The 20,916-nt window shown below is 68.9% G+C and carries 18 protein-coding genes; 7 read left to right on the top strand and 11 right to left on the bottom strand.

The features are described from left to right. Window positions 1-6 precede the first annotated feature (6 nt). On the top strand, window positions 7-1,590 hold the full coding sequence (locus tag C265_RS13680) for an aldehyde dehydrogenase (NADP(+)) (protein WP_010809844.1): 1,584 nt from the start codon (window positions 7-9) through the stop codon (window positions 1,588-1,590). A 3-nt stretch (window positions 1,591-1,593) separates the two neighbouring features. On the opposite strand, the gene C265_RS13675 is transcribed toward C265_RS13680, so the two are convergent. Then, window positions 1,594-2,520, bottom strand: a complete 927-nt coding sequence (locus C265_RS13675; RefSeq protein ID WP_010809843.1) for a LysR family transcriptional regulator — start codon at window positions 2,518-2,520, stop codon at window positions 1,594-1,596. A gap of 125 nt (window positions 2,521-2,645) precedes the next feature. After that, entirely contained in the window at window positions 2,646-3,131 is a 486-nt protein-coding gene (locus tag C265_RS13670; protein WP_037024330.1) for a histidine phosphatase family protein, read from the bottom strand. 158 nt (window positions 3,132-3,289) lie between these two features. Here C265_RS13670 and C265_RS13665 point away from each other — a divergent pair, with 158 nt between their 5' ends. Next, window positions 3,290-3,946 (top strand): dienelactone hydrolase family protein, encoded by a 657-nt coding sequence (locus C265_RS13665; RefSeq protein ID WP_010809841.1) that lies wholly within the window; start codon window positions 3,290-3,292, stop codon window positions 3,944-3,946. A gap of 111 nt (window positions 3,947-4,057) precedes the next feature. Further along, entirely contained in the window at window positions 4,058-5,122 is a 1,065-nt protein-coding gene (locus tag C265_RS13660; RefSeq protein WP_010809840.1) for a phytoene/squalene synthase family protein, read from the top strand. Here the strand turns inward: C265_RS13660 and C265_RS13655 are convergent. Further along, window positions 5,109-6,287, bottom strand: coding sequence for an FIST N-terminal domain-containing protein (locus C265_RS13655; RefSeq protein ID WP_037024337.1), 1,179 nt, complete (start codon window positions 6,285-6,287; stop codon window positions 5,109-5,111). The two genes, C265_RS13660 and C265_RS13655, sit on opposite strands and share 14 nt — an antisense overlap. Window positions 6,288-6,439: 152 nt before the next feature. Then, entirely contained in the window at window positions 6,440-7,426 is a 987-nt protein-coding gene (locus tag C265_RS13650) for a tripartite tricarboxylate transporter substrate binding protein (protein WP_010809838.1), read from the bottom strand. A 199-nt stretch (window positions 7,427-7,625) separates the two neighbouring features. Here C265_RS13650 and C265_RS13645 point away from each other — a divergent pair, with 199 nt between their 5' ends. The 3 genes from C265_RS13645 to tcuB all read left to right on the top strand — a co-directional run bounded on the left by C265_RS13645 (window position 7,626) and on the right by tcuB (window position 11,259). Then, complete coding sequence (locus tag C265_RS13645) at window positions 7,626-8,552, top strand: LysR family transcriptional regulator (protein WP_010809837.1); 927 nt, start codon at window positions 7,626-7,628, stop codon at window positions 8,550-8,552. 111 nt (window positions 8,553-8,663) lie between these two features. After that, complete coding sequence (tcuA, locus tag C265_RS13640) at window positions 8,664-10,073, top strand: FAD-dependent tricarballylate dehydrogenase TcuA (RefSeq protein ID WP_010809836.1); 1,410 nt, start codon at window positions 8,664-8,666, stop codon at window positions 10,071-10,073. Continuing rightward, entirely contained in the window at window positions 10,060-11,259 is a 1,200-nt protein-coding gene (gene tcuB, locus C265_RS13635; protein ID WP_010809835.1) for a tricarballylate utilization 4Fe-4S protein TcuB, read from the top strand. The genes tcuA and tcuB overlap by 14 nt, the downstream gene beginning before the upstream one ends. Window positions 11,260-11,343: 84 nt before the next feature. Here tcuB and C265_RS13630 read toward each other — a convergent pair whose 3' ends face one another. The 5 genes from C265_RS13630 to C265_RS13610 form a co-directional block, all read right to left on the bottom strand. Then, window positions 11,344-12,351, bottom strand: coding sequence for a tripartite tricarboxylate transporter substrate binding protein (locus C265_RS13630; protein WP_010809834.1), 1,008 nt, complete (start codon window positions 12,349-12,351; stop codon window positions 11,344-11,346). 206 nt (window positions 12,352-12,557) lie between these two features. Then, window positions 12,558-13,289 (bottom strand): SDR family NAD(P)-dependent oxidoreductase, encoded by a 732-nt coding sequence (locus tag C265_RS13625; protein ID WP_010809833.1) that lies wholly within the window; start codon window positions 13,287-13,289, stop codon window positions 12,558-12,560. Between the two features lie 90 nt (window positions 13,290-13,379). Beyond that, window positions 13,380-14,582, bottom strand: coding sequence for a 3-oxoadipyl-CoA thiolase (pcaF, locus tag C265_RS13620; protein ID WP_010809832.1), 1,203 nt, complete (start codon window positions 14,580-14,582; stop codon window positions 13,380-13,382). Between the two features lie 40 nt (window positions 14,583-14,622). Further along, the gene (locus C265_RS13615; protein ID WP_010809831.1) at window positions 14,623-15,264 is read right to left on the bottom strand and encodes a 3-oxoacid CoA-transferase subunit B; all 642 of its coding nucleotides are present in this window, start codon (window positions 15,262-15,264) and stop codon (window positions 14,623-14,625) included. Window positions 15,265-15,288: 24 nt separating this feature from the next. Further along, on the bottom strand, window positions 15,289-15,951 hold the full coding sequence (locus tag C265_RS13610) for a 3-oxoacid CoA-transferase subunit A (RefSeq protein WP_010809830.1): 663 nt from the start codon (window positions 15,949-15,951) through the stop codon (window positions 15,289-15,291). 478 nt (window positions 15,952-16,429) lie between these two features. On the opposite strand from C265_RS13610, the gene C265_RS13605 reads away from it, so the two are divergent. Continuing rightward, entirely contained in the window at window positions 16,430-16,687 is a 258-nt protein-coding gene (locus C265_RS13605; RefSeq protein ID WP_010809829.1) for a hypothetical protein, read from the top strand. Between the two features lie 18 nt (window positions 16,688-16,705). Here the strand turns inward: C265_RS13605 and C265_RS13600 are convergent, their stop codons facing one another. Further along, the gene (locus C265_RS13600) at window positions 16,706-19,768 is read right to left on the bottom strand and encodes an AAA family ATPase (RefSeq protein WP_037024328.1); all 3,063 of its coding nucleotides are present in this window, start codon (window positions 19,766-19,768) and stop codon (window positions 16,706-16,708) included. Then, on the bottom strand, window positions 19,765-20,913 hold the full coding sequence (locus C265_RS13595) for an exonuclease SbcCD subunit D (RefSeq protein WP_010809827.1): 1,149 nt from the start codon (window positions 20,911-20,913) through the stop codon (window positions 19,765-19,767). Before C265_RS13595 ends, C265_RS13600 begins: the two co-directional genes overlap by 4 nt. Window positions 20,914-20,916: the final 3 nt, after the last annotated feature.

Genomic DNA, 20,916 nt, shown 5'->3' with positions numbered 1-20,916 from the left:
CAAGGCATGACAATTTCAGGCGAACTCCTGATCGGCCGCCGCGCGGAACGCGGCGGCAACGGCACCATCCACGCCATCGACGCTGCCACCGGAGCCGCCCTCGAACCGGCATTCGGCGGCGCCACGCCCGCGCAGCTCGACCAGGCCTGCGCGCTGGCATGGCAGGCATTCGACGCCTACCGCGAGACCACGCCCGAGCGGCGCGCCGATTTCCTCGAAGCCATCGCCGCCAACATCCTGGCGCTGGGCAATACCCTGATCGACCGCTGCACCACCGAATCCGGCCTGCCGCGCGCGCGCATCGAAGGCGAGCGCGGCCGCACCGTGGGGCAGTTGCGCATGTTCGCAAGCCTGCTGCGCCAGGGCGACTTCCTTGAACTGCGCGTCGACCCCGCGCTACCTGAACGCAAGCCGCTGCCGCGCGTCGACCTGCGCCTGCGCCATATCGCGCTGGGGCCGGTAGCAGTATTCGGCGCCAGCAACTTCCCGCTGGCATTCTCGGTGGCCGGCGGCGATACCGCCTCGGCCCTGGCCGCGGGCTGCCCGGTCGTCGTCAAGGCGCATCCGGCGCACCCGGGCACATCGGAGCTGGTCGGCCGCGCCATCCGCAAGGCCGTCGACGACATGGACCTGCCCGAAGGGACTTTCTCGCTGCTGTTCGATGCCGGGCTGGAGGTCGGCCAGGGGCTGGTGGCCGATCCGCGCATCAAGGCCGTCGGCTTCACTGGCTCACGCGCCGGCGGCATGGCGCTGATGGCGATCGCGGCGGCACGGTCAGAACCGGTCCCCGTGTTTGCCGAGATGAGCAGCATCAACCCGGTGCTGCTGTTCCCGCACGCACTGGCCAATCGCGCCGAAGCCATCGGCACGGCGTTCGCGGATTCGCTGACGCTGGGCGCCGGGCAGTTCTGCACCAACCCCGGCCTGGTGCTGGCGGTTGCGGGGGATGACCTGGAGCGCTTCCTGCAGGCCGCGGCTGCGCGGCTGGGGGCGCTGCCGGCTGCGACCATGCTGACGCCCGGCATCCATCGTGCCTATTGCGCCGGCGTCGATACGCTCGCCAGCCATGCGCAAGTGCAGACCGTTGCGCGCGGCGCGGCGGGATCGGCTGCGCAGGGACAGGCCGCGCTGTTCGCCACCGACGCCGATGTCTTCCTGGCCAACGAAGCGCTGCGCCACGAAGTCTTCGGCGCCGCCTCGCTGGTGGTGCGCTGCCGCGACCTCACCGAGATGCGGCGCGTCATCGACGCGCTGGAGGGGCAGCTGACCGCCGCGCTCCATATCGAGGATGCCGACCACGACGCCGCCCGCACCTTCCTGCCAGCGCTGGAACGCCTGGCGGGACGCATCCTGGTCAATGGCTTCGGCACGGGCGTGGAGGTCGGACATGCGATGGTGCATGGCGGGCCGTGGCCGGCGACGTCCGACGGCCGCAGCACCTCGGTCGGCAGCCTGGCCATCGCGCGCTTCCTGCGCCCGGTCAGCTACCAGGACATGCCGCCCGGCCTGCTGCCCGCGTCGCTGCGCCCGGACAGCCCGCAACGCCACGCGTGGCGCCTCGACGGCAAGCTGCAGGGGATGCCCGGCTGAGGCTCACCTCGACAATGCCCGCAACGCATCGATCAGCAGGCTCATCGATGCCGTCGGCGGGCGGCCCCGCCGCGTGACGATGCCATAGGGCCCCAGCTTGCGCGGCAGGGGCAGCGGCAATACCGCCAGCGCGCCAAGCCTGCCGTAGTAGGCGGCGACCGACTCCGGCAGCACCGCGATCAGTTCGCTGTCCGCCAGCAACGACGTGGTCATCAGCACCGCCGCGGTCTCGATGGTCGACGGCGGCGCCGGCACGCCGGCATCCTCGAACGAGCGGTCGATCAGCGCGCGCATCGGGCTGGGGCGCGGCTGCATGATCCACGGGTAGCCCGTCAGTTCCTCGAACGACAGCTTGCGGCGCCGCGCCAGCGGGTGCTGCGGCCCGACCACGATGGCCAGGCCCTCGTCGCCCAGTTGCTCGAAGTCCAGCCCGCTGCTGTCCCAGCCATCCGGCACGCGCCCCAGCACGATATCGAGCTGGTCGCGCTCAAGCTGCGGCATCAGCACATCGCTGGTCTCCACGTGCACCGCCACCTCCAGCCGCGGATGATCGCGATTGAGCTGCCGGATCACGTCGGCAAGCAGCCCCGGTGTAGGCGCCATCACCGCCCCGACCCGCACGCGTCCGATCTTGCCGGACTCCAGCGCCACCAGTTCATCGCGCAGCCCGCCCATGTCGGCAAACACCAGCCGGGCATAGCGCGTGGCCGCCAGACCGAAGCGCGTGGGCCGCAGCCCGCGCGCATGGCGCTCGAACAGCGGCACGCCGAGCAGGTCCTCCATGTCCTGCAGCATCTTGCTGACCGCGGGCTGCGTCAGCGTCAGCGCCTCGGCGGCCTGGCGCAGCGAACCGCGCTCCTCCACCGCCAGCAGCAGGCGCAGGTGCTGCATTTTCAGGCGGCCGTGGAGGGTGCTGACGGGTGGGATCATGGGTGGGACCAAGCATAGAGAAGCGTGAGGGCAGGCTTTCGCCTGCGATCACAAATTCTTATCGCTTCGCCCCGTATGGTCAAGCCGGATATATCACTGCCACGCCGAAGGCGGCCGGCATCGGATTACTTCTTCGGCGATTCCAGCGTGACTTTCGACGGGGTGATTTCGCCGACATCCTCCCACGCCTTGGTGTCGAAGCTGAATCTGGCGACGGCGCAGGTCGGCATGTCGGTAATCTCGTCCGACAAGCGATGCGCGAAGTCGGTGAACTCGGGGTTGTGACCGAACAGCATCACGCAATCGAGCTTCTTGTCGAGCGCACGAACGACGGCCAGCAACTGCTCCGCGCTGGTGGCGTACAGCTGGTCATCGAGCGCGATGTCCTTGCGTGCATAGCCGAGCTCGTCGGCGATCAGTTGCGCTGTCGTCAGCGCACGCAGGGCCGGACTCGACAGGAGCAGGTCGGGCTTCAGCTTACGCTCGGCCAGGCGCTTGCCCATTTCCGGGGCGTCTTGCAGGCCACGGTCATTCAGGGGGCGCTCACGGTCGGGCAAGGAGGGATCATCTTTACTTGACTTGGCATGCCGGACGAGAAACAGGGTCTTCATGTTTCCTCCTGATCCAAAGGGATGGTTGTCGATTGCGTGCGCCAGGAGACCTGCACACGGCGACTGGCCCCGCCGCCACGCCCGCCCTATAGTGGACTTGGATGGGCGCGATTGCAACGCGATGCACGTCTACGCACCACCCGTCGGAGGACTGCGCCATGCCGAGCAATTCAGAAGCCATCGAGGTTGTGATCCCGGCCGGCGGCGTGGACTTGCAAGGCATACTCACGTTGCCGCCCGGCGCGGTCGCATTGGTATTGTTTGCGCACGGCACGGGCAGTTCCCGGCTTAGCCCGCGCAATCGATATGTGGCCGCGGAGCTCAATCGCTGCGGCATGGCAACGCTGCTGATGGACCTGCTGCTGCCGGATGAAGACCAGGTGCAGGCCATCCGCTTCGACGTCGAGCTCCTGGCGACAAGGCTGGCGCAGGCAACCAGCTGGGTGGCGCGGCAGCAAGCCGTGCCACAGCGGTTCGGCTACTTCGGCGCCAGCGTTGGTGGCGCCGCGTCGATCCGTGCCGCATGCCAGTCGTCTATCCCGATACACGCCGTCGTTTCGCGCGGGGGCCGGGTCGACCTGGCGGGCCCCGACGCCCTTGCGAAACTGCTTGCGCCCACCATGCTGATCATCGGCGGGCTGGACCTGAGCGTCCTGGAACGCAATGAATCGGCCTATGCCCAGCTGACATGCACCAAGAAGCTGGTGATCGTGCCCGGCGCCTCGCATTTGTTCGAGGAACCCGGCGCACTGGAATCGGTCGCTCGCCTGGCGGCGCAGTGGTTCGAGCGCTATCTCGGCAAGGACTCGCCCTGAACAGGGCCAGCAATCTGCCCCTGGCGTCGAAGGTACAATGCCCGGGCCCGGCCTGACGGCCACCCGGGCATTGTCACTTTCGCCAACCTCCCAGGGAACAGGACACCACCCATGCGCGAACCCAGCCGGGCGTTTCTCCTCGGTCCGCTGCTCAAAGGCGTCTCGCGTTCGTTCTATCTCACGCTGCGCGTGCTGCCCGAGCGGATGCGCGATCCGGTCGGCCTGGCCTATCTGCTGGCGCGTGCCGCCGACACGATTGCCGATACCTCGCTGATCCCGCCACAACGGCGCCTGGCGCTGCTGTTGTCGTTGCGCGACCAGGTCAACGGTGCAACCGCAGACACGGCGCTGGCCGACAGCATCGCAACCGAGGTGGCAGGCCGGCAGGAACAACAGTCGGACGAGCGCATCCTGCTCGAGTCACTGGGCCCTGCGCTGGCGGTGCTGGCGCAGCTGGAGCCGGACGACCGGCAAGCGGTACGGCAGATCGTATCGACGCTGAGCGAGGGCATGGAATTTGACCTGCGCACCTTCCCTGATGAAAACGCCGGCCGCATCGTCGCACTGCGCGAGCCGGAAGAGCTTGACCGTTATACGTACCTGGTCGCCGGATGCGTGGGCGAGTTCTGGACCAGCATGACCGCCGCGCACATGCCTGGCGCGATCGGCAAGCCCGACGCCATGCTGCGCCGCGGGGTCCGCTTCGGCAAAGCCTTGCAGATGACCAATGTGCTGCGGGACTGCGGCAAGGACCTGCGCATCGGCCGCTGCTATCTTCCGGTGACGATGCTGCACCAGCATGGCCTGAGCCCGCAGGATCTGCTGCTTGCGGACGCCTCGCCGCGCGCGCGGGCCTTGATGCTCGAGCTCGTGCGCAAGACGCTGGACCACTTTTGCGAGGCCATGGCGTACACGCTTGCCATTCACCCGCGTTTTATCCGGCTGCGGCTGGCTTGCCTGTGGCCCGTCCTTATCGGCATGGAAACGCTGTTGCTGCTGGTGCGCAACGACGACTGGCTGGACCCGGCAAAGGCGTCCAGACTGCAGCGCGGCAAGGTGTATCGGATCATTGCGTATTCGCTGCCGATGGTCCTGTCGAACAGCCTGTTGCGCATCTGGTTTGCGCGCCAGATGCGCAACATCGATGCTGTCATTCGCGGATTCAATGGCCGGTGAATACCGTCAGCACCCCCGTATAGCCATAGAGGTGATCCCTTGCGATCTCGCCGCCGGCAAAGAAGCCAGCCAGCGGCAGGTCGCCAAGCGCGCGGCGTACGGTCTGCAGCTCGGCATGCGGCGCGCCGAAATGCGGCCCGCCCCGGCCTGAGCAACTGATGTAGAGCGCGCCACGTGCGCGGCTGCCGCCGCGTTCGATCTCCGTACGGATCTCGGTGGCGACGCGCACCAGGTCCGCGCGCGCCGCGTCAGCATTGCGCATGCAGAAAGCCAGCCGCATGCCGGGCTCGACCATGTCGGCCAGCGCCAGCATGCGATGCTGCACGTCCAGGCCGATCAGGTGGCGCACCAGCGTGTCCGAGCCGAACCTGCCGGGCAGCACCGGGGCATCGTCGGCGGCTGAATTCAGGCCGGCCAGCGTTCCGGCCAGCGCCTCCGCCATGGTCTCCACCTGGGCATCGCGCTCGACGCCGAGGTCATTCAGGATGCAATCCAGGGCCGGCTTGCCGTCCAGCTCGAACAGGAGGTTGTGATCGCTGCGCGTGACGGCGCGCACCGGCCCGATCGGCTGGCAGCCCTGCGTAACGCGGGAGACCAGTTCGATTTCGGGGCCGAACAGCACGCCCGACAGTCCACCGGAAAACACGCCATCGGCAATATGCAAGGTACGGTTGCGGGCCGACGACAAGCCGCCGAACAGGTAACCGGTGGCCGTGCGCGCGCTCAGCTCATGCAACAGGTCCTGCACATCGGGCGTACTGCCCTCGGCATGCACCAGCGCGGTATGCGGAACGAAGCCGGAAGACGCGGGCGGCAAGGGCTGGCGCCCCGAAAACAGCTGGAACGCGTCGCGCGGAAACGGCGCCGCCATCAGCACCATGGCCGGCTCGTCGAAATACTCTTTGCCGCTGGCGGATACGCCCAGGCCGACCGTGCCGACCCAGGACACACCGGGCCAGTTCTGCTGCAGCGCGGCAAGGATGGCCTCGGCGGCCAGCGCGTAGTAGTCGCTCAGGTAGCACCAGCCGAGCGTGAGCGGCGGCGCGTTGTCTGCCTTCGCCTGGCGCAGGAAATCCTGCGTGTCCAGCTGGCGCTGGCAGTCTGCCAGCGCGACCTGCCATTCGACGTGGGCCGCGTCAGCGTGAACGAAGGAAAGGTCATGCATTTTGGGTTCCTCCGTATTCAGGCTGGCGACATCCATTGGACTGTTGCCGGCAAGGGGTGTTCAGCCCCCGTTCTGGCAGCCGGTCGGCTGCCGCGGCCGCTCCCGCGCGATCTCCTCCTGTAACGCCAGCGCCGCCCTTGTGAGCGAGGCCGTTACTCCGCCTTCGCCCCCGATTCCCGCGCCACCTTGCCCCACTTGTCGGTCTCGGCGCGGATAAAGGCAGCAAGCTGCGTTGGCGTCATGTCACCAGCGGTCACGCCCTGCTCGTCAAACCGCTTCTGCACCTCCGGCGCCTTCAGCAGCTTGCCCAGCTCCGCCGAGACGCGCTGCTCGATCGCCGCGGGCGTGCCGCGCGGCGCCATCAGCGCGAACCATGTGGTGACTTCGTAGCCCCTGACGCCGCTCTCCGCCAGCGTCGGCACGCCGGGATAGGCGGCGGAACGCTTCGCGGTGGTAACCGCCAGCGCCCGGACCTTGCCGCTGCGCACGTGCTGCGACGCCGACGGGCTGGTTTCGATCGCCATCTGGATCTGGCCCGCGATCAGGTCGGTCATCATCGGCGCGCCGCCCTTATACGGCACATGCGCAACGTCGGTGCCGGTCAGCGCGCGGAACAGCTCGCCGGACAGGTGCTCGGTGCTGCCGATGCCGGCCGAGCCGTAGTTGACCTTGCCGGGATGCGCCTTGATATAGGCGACCAGGTCGGACACGGACTTCACCGGGATCGCAGGATTGACCACCAGCACATTGGGCGTCAGCGCCACCAGGCCCACCGGATCGAGATCGCGCGTGAACTCGTAGGGCAGGCTCTTGTAGATGGCCGGCGCCATGGTGTGGGCGACGGTGGCCAGCAGGAAGGTGTAGCCGTCGGCCGGCGCGCGCGCCACGTTGGCCGCGCCGAGGGTGCCGCCGGCGCCGGGGCGGTTATCCACCACCACCGGCTGCTGCAGCGCCTCGCCCAGCTTCTGGCCGATGGTGCGGGCGAGGATGTCGGTGGTGCCGCCGCTGGCGAAGGGCACTACCAGGGTGATCGGCTTGGCCGGCCAGTTGTCCGCGGCGAACGCGGCGGGCGCGCCCAGCACAGCGGTACCGGCGAGGCCGGCCATCACGGCGCGGCGCATGCGCGAAACGGTTGTCATGCAGTCTCCTTTGCGGGAAGTCATGTTGTTATGGAATGGCGGCTGCGTAGTGTCGCTTCCGCCGGTTTCTGACCGGTGCGACTCTACGCAGCCGCTGGCAAGCGCGCCATCGGGCGGGCGTTAACGGGTCTTCAGGATTCGTGAACCGCGGCAGGTTTTCCGCTACCATGCGGGCAAATTGCGGCAGCGGGGACGCGACATGGAACTGAGGCAACTGCGCTACTTCGTCAGCGTGATCGAGCACGGCAGCATGGGCAAGGCGGCGCTGGAGCTGGGCGTGGTCACGTCCGCGCTGAGCCAGCAGATCAGCCGGCTGGAGAGCGAGCTGTCAACGCGGCTGCTGCAGCGCACTTCCACCGGCGTGGTCGCCACCGACGCCGGGCTGGCCTTCTGGCGCCAGGCCCAGCTGGCGCTGCGCCATATCGACGATGCCGCGCTGGCCGCGCGGCAGGCGCGCCTGTCGGGCCATGTCAGCGTGGGCCTGCCGCCCAGCACCGCCGCGGTGCTGGCGCTGCCCTTCATGCAGGCCATGCGCGAGCGCTACCCCGACGTGCGACTGCGCATGGTGGAGAGCCTGTCCGGCTACCTCGGCACGATGCTGAGCGCGCGCCAGATCGACCTGGCGGTGCTGTTCAGCGAGGAGCCCGCGCAGCGCTGGAGCGTGCTGCCGCTGCTCGATGAGCGGCTGTTCGTGATCGGCGCCGAGGGGCTGGCCGGCATGCCGCGCGACGAGCAGACCTCGGTGGCGGCACTTGGCAAGCTGCCGCTGATCCTGCCCAGCGGCTCGCACGGGCTGCGCGCGCTGGTCGCCGCGTGCTTTCGCCAGGCGAAGCGCGAACCCCAGGTGGTGGCGGAGATCGACGGGCTGGCGATCCTGATGGACGCCGTGCGCGGTGGCCTGGGCGCCACCATCCAGCCGGGCGCGGCACTGGCGCGCAGCCACGGCACGCCCTACCGCAGCATACTGGTCACCGACGCCGGCGCCACGCGGCCCAACCTGCTGGTCAGCCTGTCCGACGATGAACTGTCGCCGGCGGGCCTGGCCGCGCGCGTGGTGCTGGCCGACGTCGCCACCACGCTGGTGCGCGAGGGGCGCTGGCCCGGCGCCACGTTGCGCCCGCGCTGAGCCGGCTGTGCCCCGGCCGGGCTTCACGAAAGCTGAAGCCCCCTTGCCGCGCCCCTGCTGGCGCCCGCCCGCCTTGCGCGCCAAGATGGCGCCAGCAAGGAGACAATCCCCATGGTCGACGTATTGGTAATTGGCGGCGGCAACGCGGCCCTGTGCGCGGCGCTGATGGCGCGCGAAGCCGGGGCCTCGGTGCTGCTGCTCGAATCCGCGCCGCGCGCCTGGCGCGGCGGCAACTCCCAGCACACGCGCAACCTGCGCTGCATGCACGACGCGCCGCAGGACGTGCTGGTCGATGCCTATCCCGAGGAAGAGTACTGGCAGGACCTGCTCAAGGTCACCGGCGGCATCACCGACGAACACCTGGCGCGGCTGGTGATCCGCGCGTCATCGACCTGCCGGCCGTGGATGCGCAGGCATGGCGTGCGCTTCCAGCCGCCGCTGTCGGGTGCGCTGCACGTGGCGCGCACCAACGCCTTCTTCATGGGTGGCGGCAAGGCGCTGGTCAACGCGTACTACCGCAGCGCCGAAGCGATGGGGGTGCAGGTCCGCTATGAAACCCCGGTGGATGCGATCGAGCTGGATGGCGACCGCTTCGTCGCCGCGCGCAGCGGCAGCCAGCGCTTCACCGCGCGCGCCTGCGTGCTGGCCGCGGGCGGCTTCGAATCCAACCGCGAATGGCTGCGCGAAGCCTGGGGCCGGAATGAACGTGGAGAATGGCCCGCCGACAACTTCCTGATCCGCGGCACGCGCTTCAACCAGGGCGTGCTGCTGCGTTACATGATCGACGCGGGCGCCGATGCCATCGGCGACCCGTCGCAATCGCACTGTGTCGCCATCGACGCGCGCGCGCCGCTGTACGACGGCGGCATCTGCACGCGCATCGATTGCGTGTCGCTGGGCGTCGTGGTCAATCGCGACGCCGTGCGCTTCTACGACGAGGGCGAGGACTTCTGGCCCAAGCGCTACGCCATCTGGGGCCGGCTGGTGGCGCAGCAGCCCGGGCAGATCGGCTATTCGATCATCGACAGCAAGGCCATCGGCCGCTTCATGCCGCCGGTGTTTCCCGGCGAGAAGGCCGACACGCTGCCTGAGCTCGCGCGCAAGCTCGGGCTGCCGGAAGCGCAGTTCGTGCGCACGGTGCAGGACTACAACGCGGCGTGCCGCGTCGGCAGCTTCGACCATACCGCGCTGGACGACTGCCACACCGAAGGCCTGGCACCAGCCAAGACGCATTGGGCCAGGCCGCTCGACCAGGCGCCGTTCTATGGCTACGCGCTGCGGCCGGGCATCACCTTCACTTACCTGGGGCTCAAGGTCAACGACCGCGCCCAGGTGCACTTTGGCGGCAAGCCAAGCGGGAATCTGTTCGTGGCAGGAGAAATGATGGCCGGCAACGTGCTCGGCAAGGGATACACGGCCGGTGTCGGCATGTCGATCGGCACGGCCTTCGGGCGCATCGCGGGCACGCAGGCTGCATTGGCGGCGGGCATCAACACGGGAGCCATCCATGCAGAAGCTTGAAGCCCTGACGCGCGAGGCCGCGCAACTGGCCGGGCAGGACGCTGCCGCCCCGGCGCCGCAGTCCCGCGTCATCCGCGTGCTGCCGCTGACCGACAATGAGGCCGAAGTTGCCCGGCAGATGCAGATCTGCAATGCCTGCCGCTACTGCGAAGGCTTCTGCGCGGTGTTCCCGGCCATGACCCGCCGGCTGGAGTTCGGCAAGGCCGACGTCAACTACCTGGCCAACCTGTGCCACAACTGCGGCGCCTGCTACCACGCCTGCCAGTACGCGCCGCCGCATGATTTCGGCGTCAATGTGCCGCAGGCCATGGCAAAGGTGCGGCTGGAAACCTATAGCGAATATGCATGGCCCGCGCCGCTGGGCAAGCTGTACCAGCGCAACGGGCTGACGGTGTCGGTGGCGCTGGCCTTCGGGCTGGCGTTGTTCCTGGTACTCGCCGCCACGCTGGGCGGCGCGCTGTGGCAGACGCATGAGGGCGGCAATTTCTACGCGGTATTCCCGCACAACACGCTGGCGGCATTGTTCGGCAGTGTGTTCGGCTTTGCCGTGCTTGCGCTTGGCCTGGGCGTGCGCCGCTTCTGGCGTGATGTCTCTGCCGGCACAGCGTCGGCACCGGCCGTGGCAGAGGCGGCCCGGAACGTGCTGGCACTGACCTACCTCGATGGCGGCCACGGCGATGGCTGCAACGAGGCCAGCGACCGCTTCACACTGGCGCGGCGGCGCTTCCACCATTTCACGTTCTACGGTTTCATGCTGTGCTTTGCGTCGACAGCGGTGGCGACCGGCTACCACTATCTGCTGGGCTGGCATGCGCCCTATCCGGTCACGAGCCTGCCGGTGCTGCTGGGCACCGCCGGCGGCGTGGGCCTGCTGGTGGGCCCGGCCGGCTTGCTGTGGCTGAACCTGCGCCGGCACCCGATGCATGGGGATGCCCGGCAGCGCCCGATGGACTGCGGCTTCATCGCGCTGCTGCTGCTGACCAGCGCCACCGGACTGGGGTTGCTGGCCGGGCGCGGCACGGCGGCGATGCCGCTGCTGCTGGCGGTCCACCTTGGCGTGGTGATGGCGTTGTTTGCGACGCTGCCGTATGGCAAGTTCGCACACGGCATCTATCGCAGTGCGGCGCTGCTCAAATCTGCGATCGAAAAGCGGCAGAAAAACAAGCTGCAGCTTGGCAGCGATTGAGTGGCAGCCGTCCCCGCCCACGCATAAACAAAAAGCCGGTCCCCGACAGGGACCGGCTTTTCTTTGGCGCAGCCTGTATGTGAATCAATCCACCGTAGCGCCCGAAGCCTTCACCACCTTCGCCCACTTGGCCGTCTCCGACTTCATGAACGCGGCCAGCTGGGCCGGCTTTTCCGGGTTGGGTTCGGCACCCTGGTCGGCCATCTGCTTCTTCACTTCCGGCATGGCCAGGATCTTCACCACTTCGGCGTTGAGGCGGTCGACGATGGGCTGCGGCGTGCCGCCGGTGGCGTACAGCGCAAACCACGAGGTGGCCTCATAGCCCGGCACACCCGATTCGGCCACGGTCGGCACGTTGGGCAGCGCCGGCGAGCGCTTGGCCGAAGTCACGGCGATGGCGCGCAACTTGCCGGCCTTCACGTGCGGGTACGACGACGGCATGTTGTCGAACATCAGGCCGATCTGGTTGCCCAGCAGGTCGTTCACGGCCGGGGCGCTGCCCTTGTACGGGATGTGCTGGATATGCAGGCCGGTCATGGAGTTGAACAGCTCGCCCGACAGGTGCATCGACGAACCGCTGCCCGACGAGCCGTACGACAGCTTGTCCGGGTTGGCCTTGACGTAGGTGATCAGTTCCTTGACGTTGTTGACCGGCACCTTGGGATTCACCACCACCAGGTTCGGCACCATGGCCACGCGCGTGATCGGTGCGAAGTCCTTGACCGGGTCATACGGCAGCTTGGAGTACAGCGACTGGTTGATCGCGTGCGTGCCGATGGTGCCCATGAACAGCGTGTAGCCATCGCCAGGCGCCTTGGCCGCCAGCGAGGCGCCGATATTGCCGCCCGCGCCCGGACGGTTGTCGATCACCACCGGCTGGCCGAGCGCCTTGCCCAGCTGCAGGCCGACGATGCGGGCCAGGATGTCGGTGGTGCCGCCGGCCGAGAACGGCACGATCATGGTGATCGGCTTGGTCGGGTAGCCGCCCTGCGCATGGGCCGCACCGGCAAAGCCGGCGATGGTGGTGGCCAGCGCCACGCCAGCGGCAAGCAGGCGGCGGCGCGTGGTGGAGGTCTGGGAATCTTGTCTCATCGGTAATGCTCCGGTGCTATATCGTTCCGGCGGTGATTGGGTACCGCGGGAGGTTGTGCTGAATGGCGTGATTGCCGTTCCCGAACGGATGGCGCGCACATGCGCGCATCCGGTGGGCGGCCCGGCCACGGGCCGCCATGCGTGACGCTTGGTTAACGTCTCTTCTTGTTGAATGCTTGAATGCGGATGCCTGGGACGCGCGCTGCTTACACCGGCGCAACGCCCAGCGTGGTGCCGCCGCACACGTACAGCACCTGGCCGGTGACGAAGCCGTTGTCTGGCGACAGGAAGAACAGCGCGGCACGCGCAACGTCTTCCGGCGTACCCATGCGCTTGACCGTGATGCTGGCCAGGATGCGCCGGGTCTGTTCGGCGCCTTCGGGGTTGCTCTTGCGGAACAGCTCGGTGGCGATCGGGCCCGGGGCCACGGCGTTGACGGTGACGCCGTCGCCGCCCAGCTCCATCGCGAGCGTGCGGGTCATGCCGATCAGGCCGGCCTTGGTGGCGGAGTACACCACGCGCTCGGCCTTGCCCAGCGCGGCGCGCGAGGCCATGTTGACGATGCGGCCAAAGCCGGCGGCACGCATCGCGGGCAGGCACGCCTGCGTCAGCAGCAGCGTGGCCTGCAGGTGCAGGGCGGTCACGTAGTCCAGGTCGGCGACGGTGGCGGTGTCGGCGGTGCCGGGGCGCGTGGCGCCGGCGTTGTTCACCAGGCGCGTGACGGCGAAGCGCGAGGTCACCTGCGCGGCCACGGCGCGGGTCGCCTCGGCATCGGTCAGGTCGGCCTGGAAGAAAGTCAGGTTCGGGTGCGACCAGGCCGGTTCGGCATAGTCGATATTGACCACCTGGGTCACGCCATCGGCCAGCAGCATTTCACAGATGGCGCGGCCGATACCGGAACTGCCGCCGGTCACGAGCGTGGCTACGGGAAGGGACATCTCTTGCTCACTCCAAGAACTACCGCTAACTCGCTCCCTCTCCCGCTTGCGGGAGAGGGAGTACACCCTCAGCTTTCCAACTGGCTTGACTTAGACCCGCTCGATCACCATCGCAATACCCTGGCCCACGCCAATGCACATCGTGCACAGCGCAAAGCGCCCACCGGTGCGATGCAGCTGGTACATCGCGGTGGTCACCAGGCGCGCGCCGCTCATGCCCAGCGGGTGGCCCAGCGCGATCGCGCCGCCGTTCGGGTTGACGCGCTTGTCGTCGTCGGCCACGCCCAGTTCACGCAGCACGGCCAGGCCTTGCGCGGCGAACGCTTCGTTCAGCTCGATCACGTCGATCTGGTCCATGGTCATGCCCAGCTGCCTGAGCAGCTTCTGCGACGCCGGTGCCGGGCCGATGCCCATCACGCGCGGCGCCACGCCGGCGGTGGCCATGCCGACGATGCGGGCGCGCGGGGTCAGGCCGTGCTGCTTGAGGCCGGCTTCGCTGGCCAGCAGCAGCGCGCAGGCGCCGTCGTTCACGCCCGAGGCATTGCCGGCGGTCACGGTGCCGTCAGGACGGACCACGCCGCGCAGCTTGGCCAGCGCTTCCATGCTGGTGGCGCGCGGGTGCTCGTCGCGCTCGACCACGATCGGGTCGCCCTTCTTCTGGGCGATGGTGACCGGGGTTATTTCCTGCGCCAGCGTGCCGTCGGCCTGCGCGCGCGAGGCCTTTTCCTGGCTGCGCAGCGCCATCAGGTCCTGGTCTTCGCGGCTGATCTTGTAGTCGGTGGCGACGTTCTCGGCGGTCTCGGGCATCGAGTCCACGCCGTAGGCCGCGCGCATGGCCGGGTTGATGAAGCGCCAGCCGATGGTGGTGTCGAAGATCTGCGCATCGCGCGAGAACGCGCTGGTGGCCTTGCCCATCACGAACGGGGCGCGGCTCATGCTTTCCACGCCGCCGGCGATCATCAGGGTGGCTTCGCCGGCCTTGATGGCGCGCGCGGCGGTGCCGGTAGCGTCCATGCCGGAGCCGCACAGGCGGTTGATGGTGGCGCCCGGCACCTCTTGCGGCAGGCCCGCCAGCAGCGCCGACATGCGTGCCACGTTGCGGTTGTCTTCGCCGGCCTGGTTGGCGTTGCCGTAGATCACGTCATCGATGGCCTTCCAGTCCAGGTTCGGATTGCGGGCCATCAGCGCCTTCAGCGGCACCGCGCCGAGGTCGTCCGGGCGCACCGCGGACAGGCTGCCGCCGTAGCGGCCGATGGGGGTGCGGATGGCGTCGCAGATAAAGGCTTCGGTCATGGTGTGTCTCTCTCGTTTTGGTGTGTGGTGATGCCGGCGCTCAGGCGGCCAGCTTCAGGGGAACGCCGGTAATGCGCTGCAGTTCATCGAAGCTCAGCCCTTCGACCAGGTCGCGCGCGACCAGCCCGTCGGCGGTCACGTCGATGGTCGCAAGGTCAGTGTAGATGCGGGTCACGCAGCCGATGCCGGTCAGCGGATAGGTGCACTGCGGCACAATCTTGCTCTCGCCCTGCTTGGTCTGGTGCTCCATCATCACGAACACCTGCTTGGCGCCGATGGCCAGGTCCATCGCGCCGCCCACGGCGGGGATGGCGCCGGGCGCGCCGGTGTGCCAGTTGGCCAGGTCGCCCTTCTCTGAGACCTGGAACGCACCCAGCACGCAGAAGTCCAGGTGGCCGCCACGCATCATCGCGAACGAATCGGCGTGATGGAAGAACGAGCCGCCCGGCTTGACCGTCACCGGCTGCTTGCCGGCATTGATCAGGTCGCCGTCTTCCTCGCCGGGCGCGGGCGCGGGGCCCATGCCAAGCAGGCCGTTCTCGCTGTGCAGCAGGATTTCCTTGTCTGCGGGCAGGTGGTTGCCGACCAGTGTCGGCAGGCCGATGCCGAGGTTGACCACGGCACCGTCGGGAATGTCTTTGGCCACGCGGGCGGCCATCTGATCGCGGGTCAGGCGTTGCATCTGGATTCTCCTGTTACCTGTCGCTCAGGCGACCTTGACGACGCGCTTGACGAAGAGGCCCGGCGTCACGATGTGTTCGGGGTCCATCTCGCCCAGCTCCACCACGTGGCTGACTTGCACGATGGCGCATTTGGCGGCCATCGCCATGATCGGGCCGAAATTGCGCGCAGTCTTGCGATAGGTAAGGTTGCCCCAGCGGTCGGCGGTGTCGGCCTTGATCAGCGCGAAGTCGGCGTGGATCGGGGTCTCGAACACATAGCCCTGGCCGTCGATGATGCGCGTTTCCTTGCCCTCGGCCAGCGGCGTGCCGTAGGCGGTGCGCGTGAAGAAGCCGCCGATGCCGGCACCGGCGGCGCGGATGCGCTCGGCCAGGTTGCCCTGGGGCACCAGTTCCAGCTCGATCTCGCCCGCGTGGTAGAGCGAATCGAAGACGTAGGAATCCGCCTGGCGCGGGAACGAGCAGATGATCTTGCGCACGCGCTTGGTCTTGAGCAGCGCGGCCAGCCCGGTGTCGCCGTTGCCGGCGTTGTTGTTGACGATGGTCAGGTCGCGCGCGCCTTGCTCGATCAGCGCGTCGATCAGTTCCGCGGGCATGCCTGCGAGGCCGAAGCCGCCAATCAGGATGGTGGCGCCGTCGTGGATGCCGGCCACCGCCGCTTCCACCGAGTCGTATAGCTTGTTGATCACTTGCGTTCCAGGTCGGAAGATCCGCCAGGCTACCGGAGCGGGCCGCAAGACGCGGCGCATGAAAGGCTGTCTCCGGTAATCCTGCCGGAAGGAGTTTCGTCGCGGCGGGCTGCGCGGGGCGCTACCCATTTGAACGAGTCCAGCAGTCTGCGTGAGTCTCTGGGTGTGGACCGGTTGTTCGTTAACCGATTTGTTCGATGTACGAACTTGAATTCGCAGAATGAACAGATTACACCTGCGCGTCGGCGACGGTCAAGCCGACCGGGCGGTCGGCTAACCAGATTGTGCGATTAGCGCGCGCGGGTGACGGGCACACCCCGTGTGTAGGACGGGGCCGACATCACAATCGGCTCGCACTCGATATGGCCCGGGGGTCGCACGGGCTATTGTGGAATCAGGCAAGGCAACACCCGCACAGCAGCCACCGGACCACCCGGCTGAGCAGGGCAGCCTGGCAACAAAGAACGAGGAGCCCGTCATGGCCACCGTCCATGTCCCGTTTTCATCCACGCCCCATGCAGTGACGCTTGCGCGCATCCTGCATGTCACGCAGCAGGCGTGGGGACTGAAACCCAGCAAGGATCAACTGCAATCGCCCGCGCCTGCCCCGGCTGGCGCCAACATGCCATCCCGCCCGCACCCGCTGTCGCGCCGCGTGCGCCTGGCCCGGGCAGCCGCCCGCGCATTTGAAGCGCAAGTGATGGCGATTCGTTGCCGCCAGGTATTCGTCGGCTGACGGGGAAACCCCGCCGCATTACGCGAGGGTCGCCACGCCCGTCAACAGTACCCGGCTGCCGCCAACCCCAGGGCGCACCTCCAACCGCACGTCGATGCGCTCACGCAATTCGGTGACGTGCGAAATGATCCCCACCAGCCGCCCTGCCTGCTGCAGGTCCAGCAGCGTACGGATGGCAAAGTCCAGGCTCTCGGGATCGAGCGTGCCAAAGCCTTCGTCGACAAACAGCGTATCGAGCTGGATGCCGCCGGCGCGCGACTGCACCACGTCGGCCAGCCCCAGCGCCAGCGACAACGACGCGAGGAAGCCCTCGCCACCTGACAGCGTATTGGCCGGACGCGCCGCGCCGGTATCGTGGTCGAACACTTCGATATCCAGTCCGCCCGCACTGCGCTGGTCTGCCTGCTCGCGCACGCGCTGCAGCACATAGCGGCCGCGGCTCATCGCCAGCAAACGCGCCGACGCGGCTTCCAGCACCTCATCGAGCAGTGTGGCCAGCACGAAGCGCTGGAAGGTCATGCGGCGCGGGTTGTTGCCGTTGGCGACTTCGGCCAGCCGGCCCAGCACCGCGTAGCGTGCCTCGATGTCGCGCCCCTGCGCGTCCAGCTGCTGCAGGCGCAGCTGGCACTGCAGCAGCGTGTCGCGCGAACGGCCGCGCTCGGCCTGTTGCCGGACCAGGGCTTCCACCGCGGCGGCCGACGCATCGCGCGCTGCGCGCAGGCCGTCCAGATCCGGCGCGTCCAGCGCTTGCGCGGCGGCCTCGGCGCGTTCGCGCCAGTCGGCGGCTGTGGCCAGCTGGGTATCGAACGCGCGCAGCGTCGCGTCGAGCGCCTGCATGGCATCGTCGCCAAGACAGGCGGCCGCGTGGGCCGGCACATCGGCAAAGCCTTGCTGCGCGAGCGCCTGTGCAAGCACGGATTCGGCCTCGGCCAGGCGGTTAGACGCCTGGGCCTGTGCCTGCTGTGCCGAGACCAGTCCAGCCTGTGCCCCGGCTGCGTCCGCCGCAGCCTGGCGCTCGGCCGCCTGCGCAGCGGCCAGCGCCTGTTCCAGCGCGGCGAGCATAGCCTGCGCCTGCCGCAGGGCCTCGCCCAGCGCCACGGGGTCGCGTGAATCCTCGGGAACCTGCGCACTGTTGGCCTGCCATTCGCCACGGCAGTGGGCCAGCGCCTGGGCAGCGGCCTCGGCGCCGGCCGTGGCATCGCGGCTGGCGGCGTCCGCCGCTGCGAGCGCGGTGCGGCAGCTGACGATGGCGGCTTCGCGTCGCGCAAGGCTTGCCGCCGCTTGCCGGCCTTCGGCCAGTGCCGCTTCCAGTCCCGTGATCTCGGCTTTCAGCTTGCGGGCGGACTCGTCGCCGACCTCGCCCAGCGCCTGCGCCAGTTCGTCCAGCCGCTCGCGCGCCTGGGCAATGGCAGCTTGTGCCGCCTGGTGCTGGCCGGTGCAGCGCACCGCATGGGATTCAGCCTCGAGCGCGGCGTGGCGGGCCTGCTCCAGCGCCTGGTCCGACAGCGGCGCCGCCACGTGCTGCGCCGGTGCCGGGTGTGCGGTGCTGCCGCAGACTGGGCAGGCATCGCCCGCTGCCAGGCTTGCGGCCAGCCGCGCGGCCTGCCCGGCGCGCCAGGCGGCTTCCGCTTCGGCCAGCGCGGCGCGGCACTGCTCGCGCTGGCGCAGGGCTTGCTGTTCGGCAGCGGCGGCATTGGCCGCCTGTGCGTTCGCGGCATCCAGTGCCCGGACAGCTTGCTGATGACGGTCAAGCTGCCGCGCGCGTTCCTGCAACGCGGCCAGCTGCAACGCCGTGGCCTGTGCCTGCGCGGCAGCAAGCTGGCCTTGCGCCAGCGCGGACTCCGCGCCAACGGCATCGGCTTGCCGCGTGGCAAGCTGTGCGGCGGCGCGTTCGCGCGCGGTGGCGGCTGCCACCTGCCTGGCTTCGGCCGCCTGCAGCGCGGCCAGCTGCGCACCCAGCTGCTGCGCGCGCGGCAGCATGTCTGCCAGCTGCGAAACCCGCCTCTGCGCGGACTGGCGCGCTTCAGCGCGTGCCTTTTCGGCCTGCAAGGCGGCAGCCGCCTGCGTGGCCTGTTGCGCGGCGCGCGCCGCCTGCTCGCCAGACTGCGTCAAGGCAACGGCGCTGGCGGCCTGGTCGCGCTGCGCGGCTTGCCACGCCTGCAATGCCGGCCTGACACGCGCGGCGCGCTGGGCGGCGTGCAGGCGCGCGCGCTCATGCTCCATGGCTGGCTGGCGCGCCAGCAGCGCCGCGTGCGCGGCCTGCGCCTGCTGGCGTTCCCGCAACCGCGCCGCCACCTGCTCGCCGGCACCCAGCGCCGCCTGCGCTGCGGCCAGCGTGGCCCGCGCGCCCTGTTCCTGCCCCTGCAGCGCCTGCAACTCGGCCTGCAAGGCCTCGATTCCCTCTGCCAGCGCCTGCGCCGATTCCACCCCAACCTGGCGCAGCGCTTCGTCGCGCTGGATGGTGATGCGCTCGGCATCGCGGCGGATGCCGGCGGCCTCGGCCTTCAGCAGCTCTTCCACGCGCCGGTACAACTCGGTGCGGAACAGGCGCTCCAGAATGGCCTGGCGCGCCTGCGAACTGGCGGTCAGCAATTCACGGAAGCGCCCCTGCGGCAGCACGATCACCTGGCGGAACTGGGCACTGTCGAAACCCAGCAAGTCGCGCACGGCGTCGCTGACCCTGGCGGGCTGGCTGGCCTTGCTGATCCAGTCGTTGCCGTCATGCAGGTCCAGCTGGGCCTTGGCCGGCTCGGTCACCCAGCCCTCGCCGCGCTGCTTGGGCCGCTCCTGTACCGGCGAGCGCACCACGCGCCAGCGCTGCGCGCCCAGGCTGAACTCCAGCGTCACCTCGGTGCGCAGCGCGGGCGCGGCGTTGGCGCTGCGCATGGCCTGCGCACTGCGCTCGCCGCCGGAGGTATCGCCGTACAGCGCAAAGCAGATCGCGTCGAGCAGCGTGGTCTTGCCCGCGCCGGTGGGGCCATGGATCAGTACGAAGGCCTGCTCGCCCAGCCGCGTGAAATCGACCTGCTCGGTCGCGGCAAAGGGACCGAAGGCCTGCAGCGTCAAATGCAGCGGTCTCATGCCGACTCCCTGTCCGCGGCGGCGATCCCGGTCAGCACCTGGTCGAGCACGGCACGCTGGTCCGGTTCCAGCTCGGCATCCGCCACTTCGCGGAAGAAGTTGGCAAAGAGTTCGCCGGTACCCAGTTGCCGCAACTTGCGCCCGGCCTCCGAAGCCGTGCCGGTGCGCGCCAGCACCGTGCGTTCGATCGCGAGCGCATTGGGATAGACCTGCCGCAGCCTGGCCATCGGGTCCAGCAGCGCGCCCGTATCGGTGAGCCGCGCGTGGATGTAGTCATCGCGTTGCGGATCATCGACACCCGCCGCCAGCACCGCGGCCAGTTCGCCTTCGACCACGCGCACATCGCGCAGCGCCTGCAGCGGCACCGGCGTGATGGCGACCGCGCCGTCCGCGCCCAGTTCGATGCGCGACACCGACTTGTCGTGCGCGCACTCTGACAGCGAATACTTCAGCAGCGAGCCCGCATAGTGAACGCGCCCGCCGCCCAGCGTCTGGGGCCGGTGCAGGTGGCCCAGCGCCACCAGGTCAAAGCCGGCGAACAGGTCCGCGGCCACCGCGCCGCTGCCGCCCACCGACAGCGGCCGTTCCGATTCGCTTGCCGCGCCGCCCACCACGAAGGCATGGCCCACCACCACGGCACGCACGCCCGGCGGATGCACCGCGCGGATGGCATCGAGCTGCGCGCGCAGCGCGGCTTCATGCGATGGCAGGTCGGTGCCCATGGCATCGCGCACCACCGCCGGTTCCGCGTACGGCAGCGCGTAGATGCGCACCTCGCCGTGGGTGTCGTGCAGCGTCACGCAGGCCGCCGCGGCCAGCGTGCGGCCGGCCACGTGCAGGCCCTGCGCCCGCATCAGCCGCGCGCCGAATTCCAGCCGCTGCGCGCTGTCATGGTTGCCGGCGATCATCACCACCGGCACTCCGGTGTCGATGACGATGCGGCCCAGCACGTCGTCGAGCAAGGCCACTGCTTCAGGCGGCGGCACGGCGCGGTCGTAGACGTCGCCGGCGATCAGCACGGCATCGGGGCGTTCGGTGCGGACCAGTTCGACAAACTGGTCGAGGATATGGGCCTGGTCTTCCAGCAGGCTGCGCGCATGGAAGAGCCGGCCGAGATGCCAGTCGGCGGTGTGAAGGAAACGCAATCC

This window comes from Cupriavidus sp. GA3-3 (assembly GCF_000389805.1).
Taxonomy (GTDB): Bacteria; Pseudomonadota; Gammaproteobacteria; order Burkholderiales; family Burkholderiaceae; genus Cupriavidus; species Cupriavidus necator_D.
The sequence above is the reverse complement of the archived record's forward strand: the minus strand, read 5'-3'. Positions and strand labels throughout refer to the sequence as shown.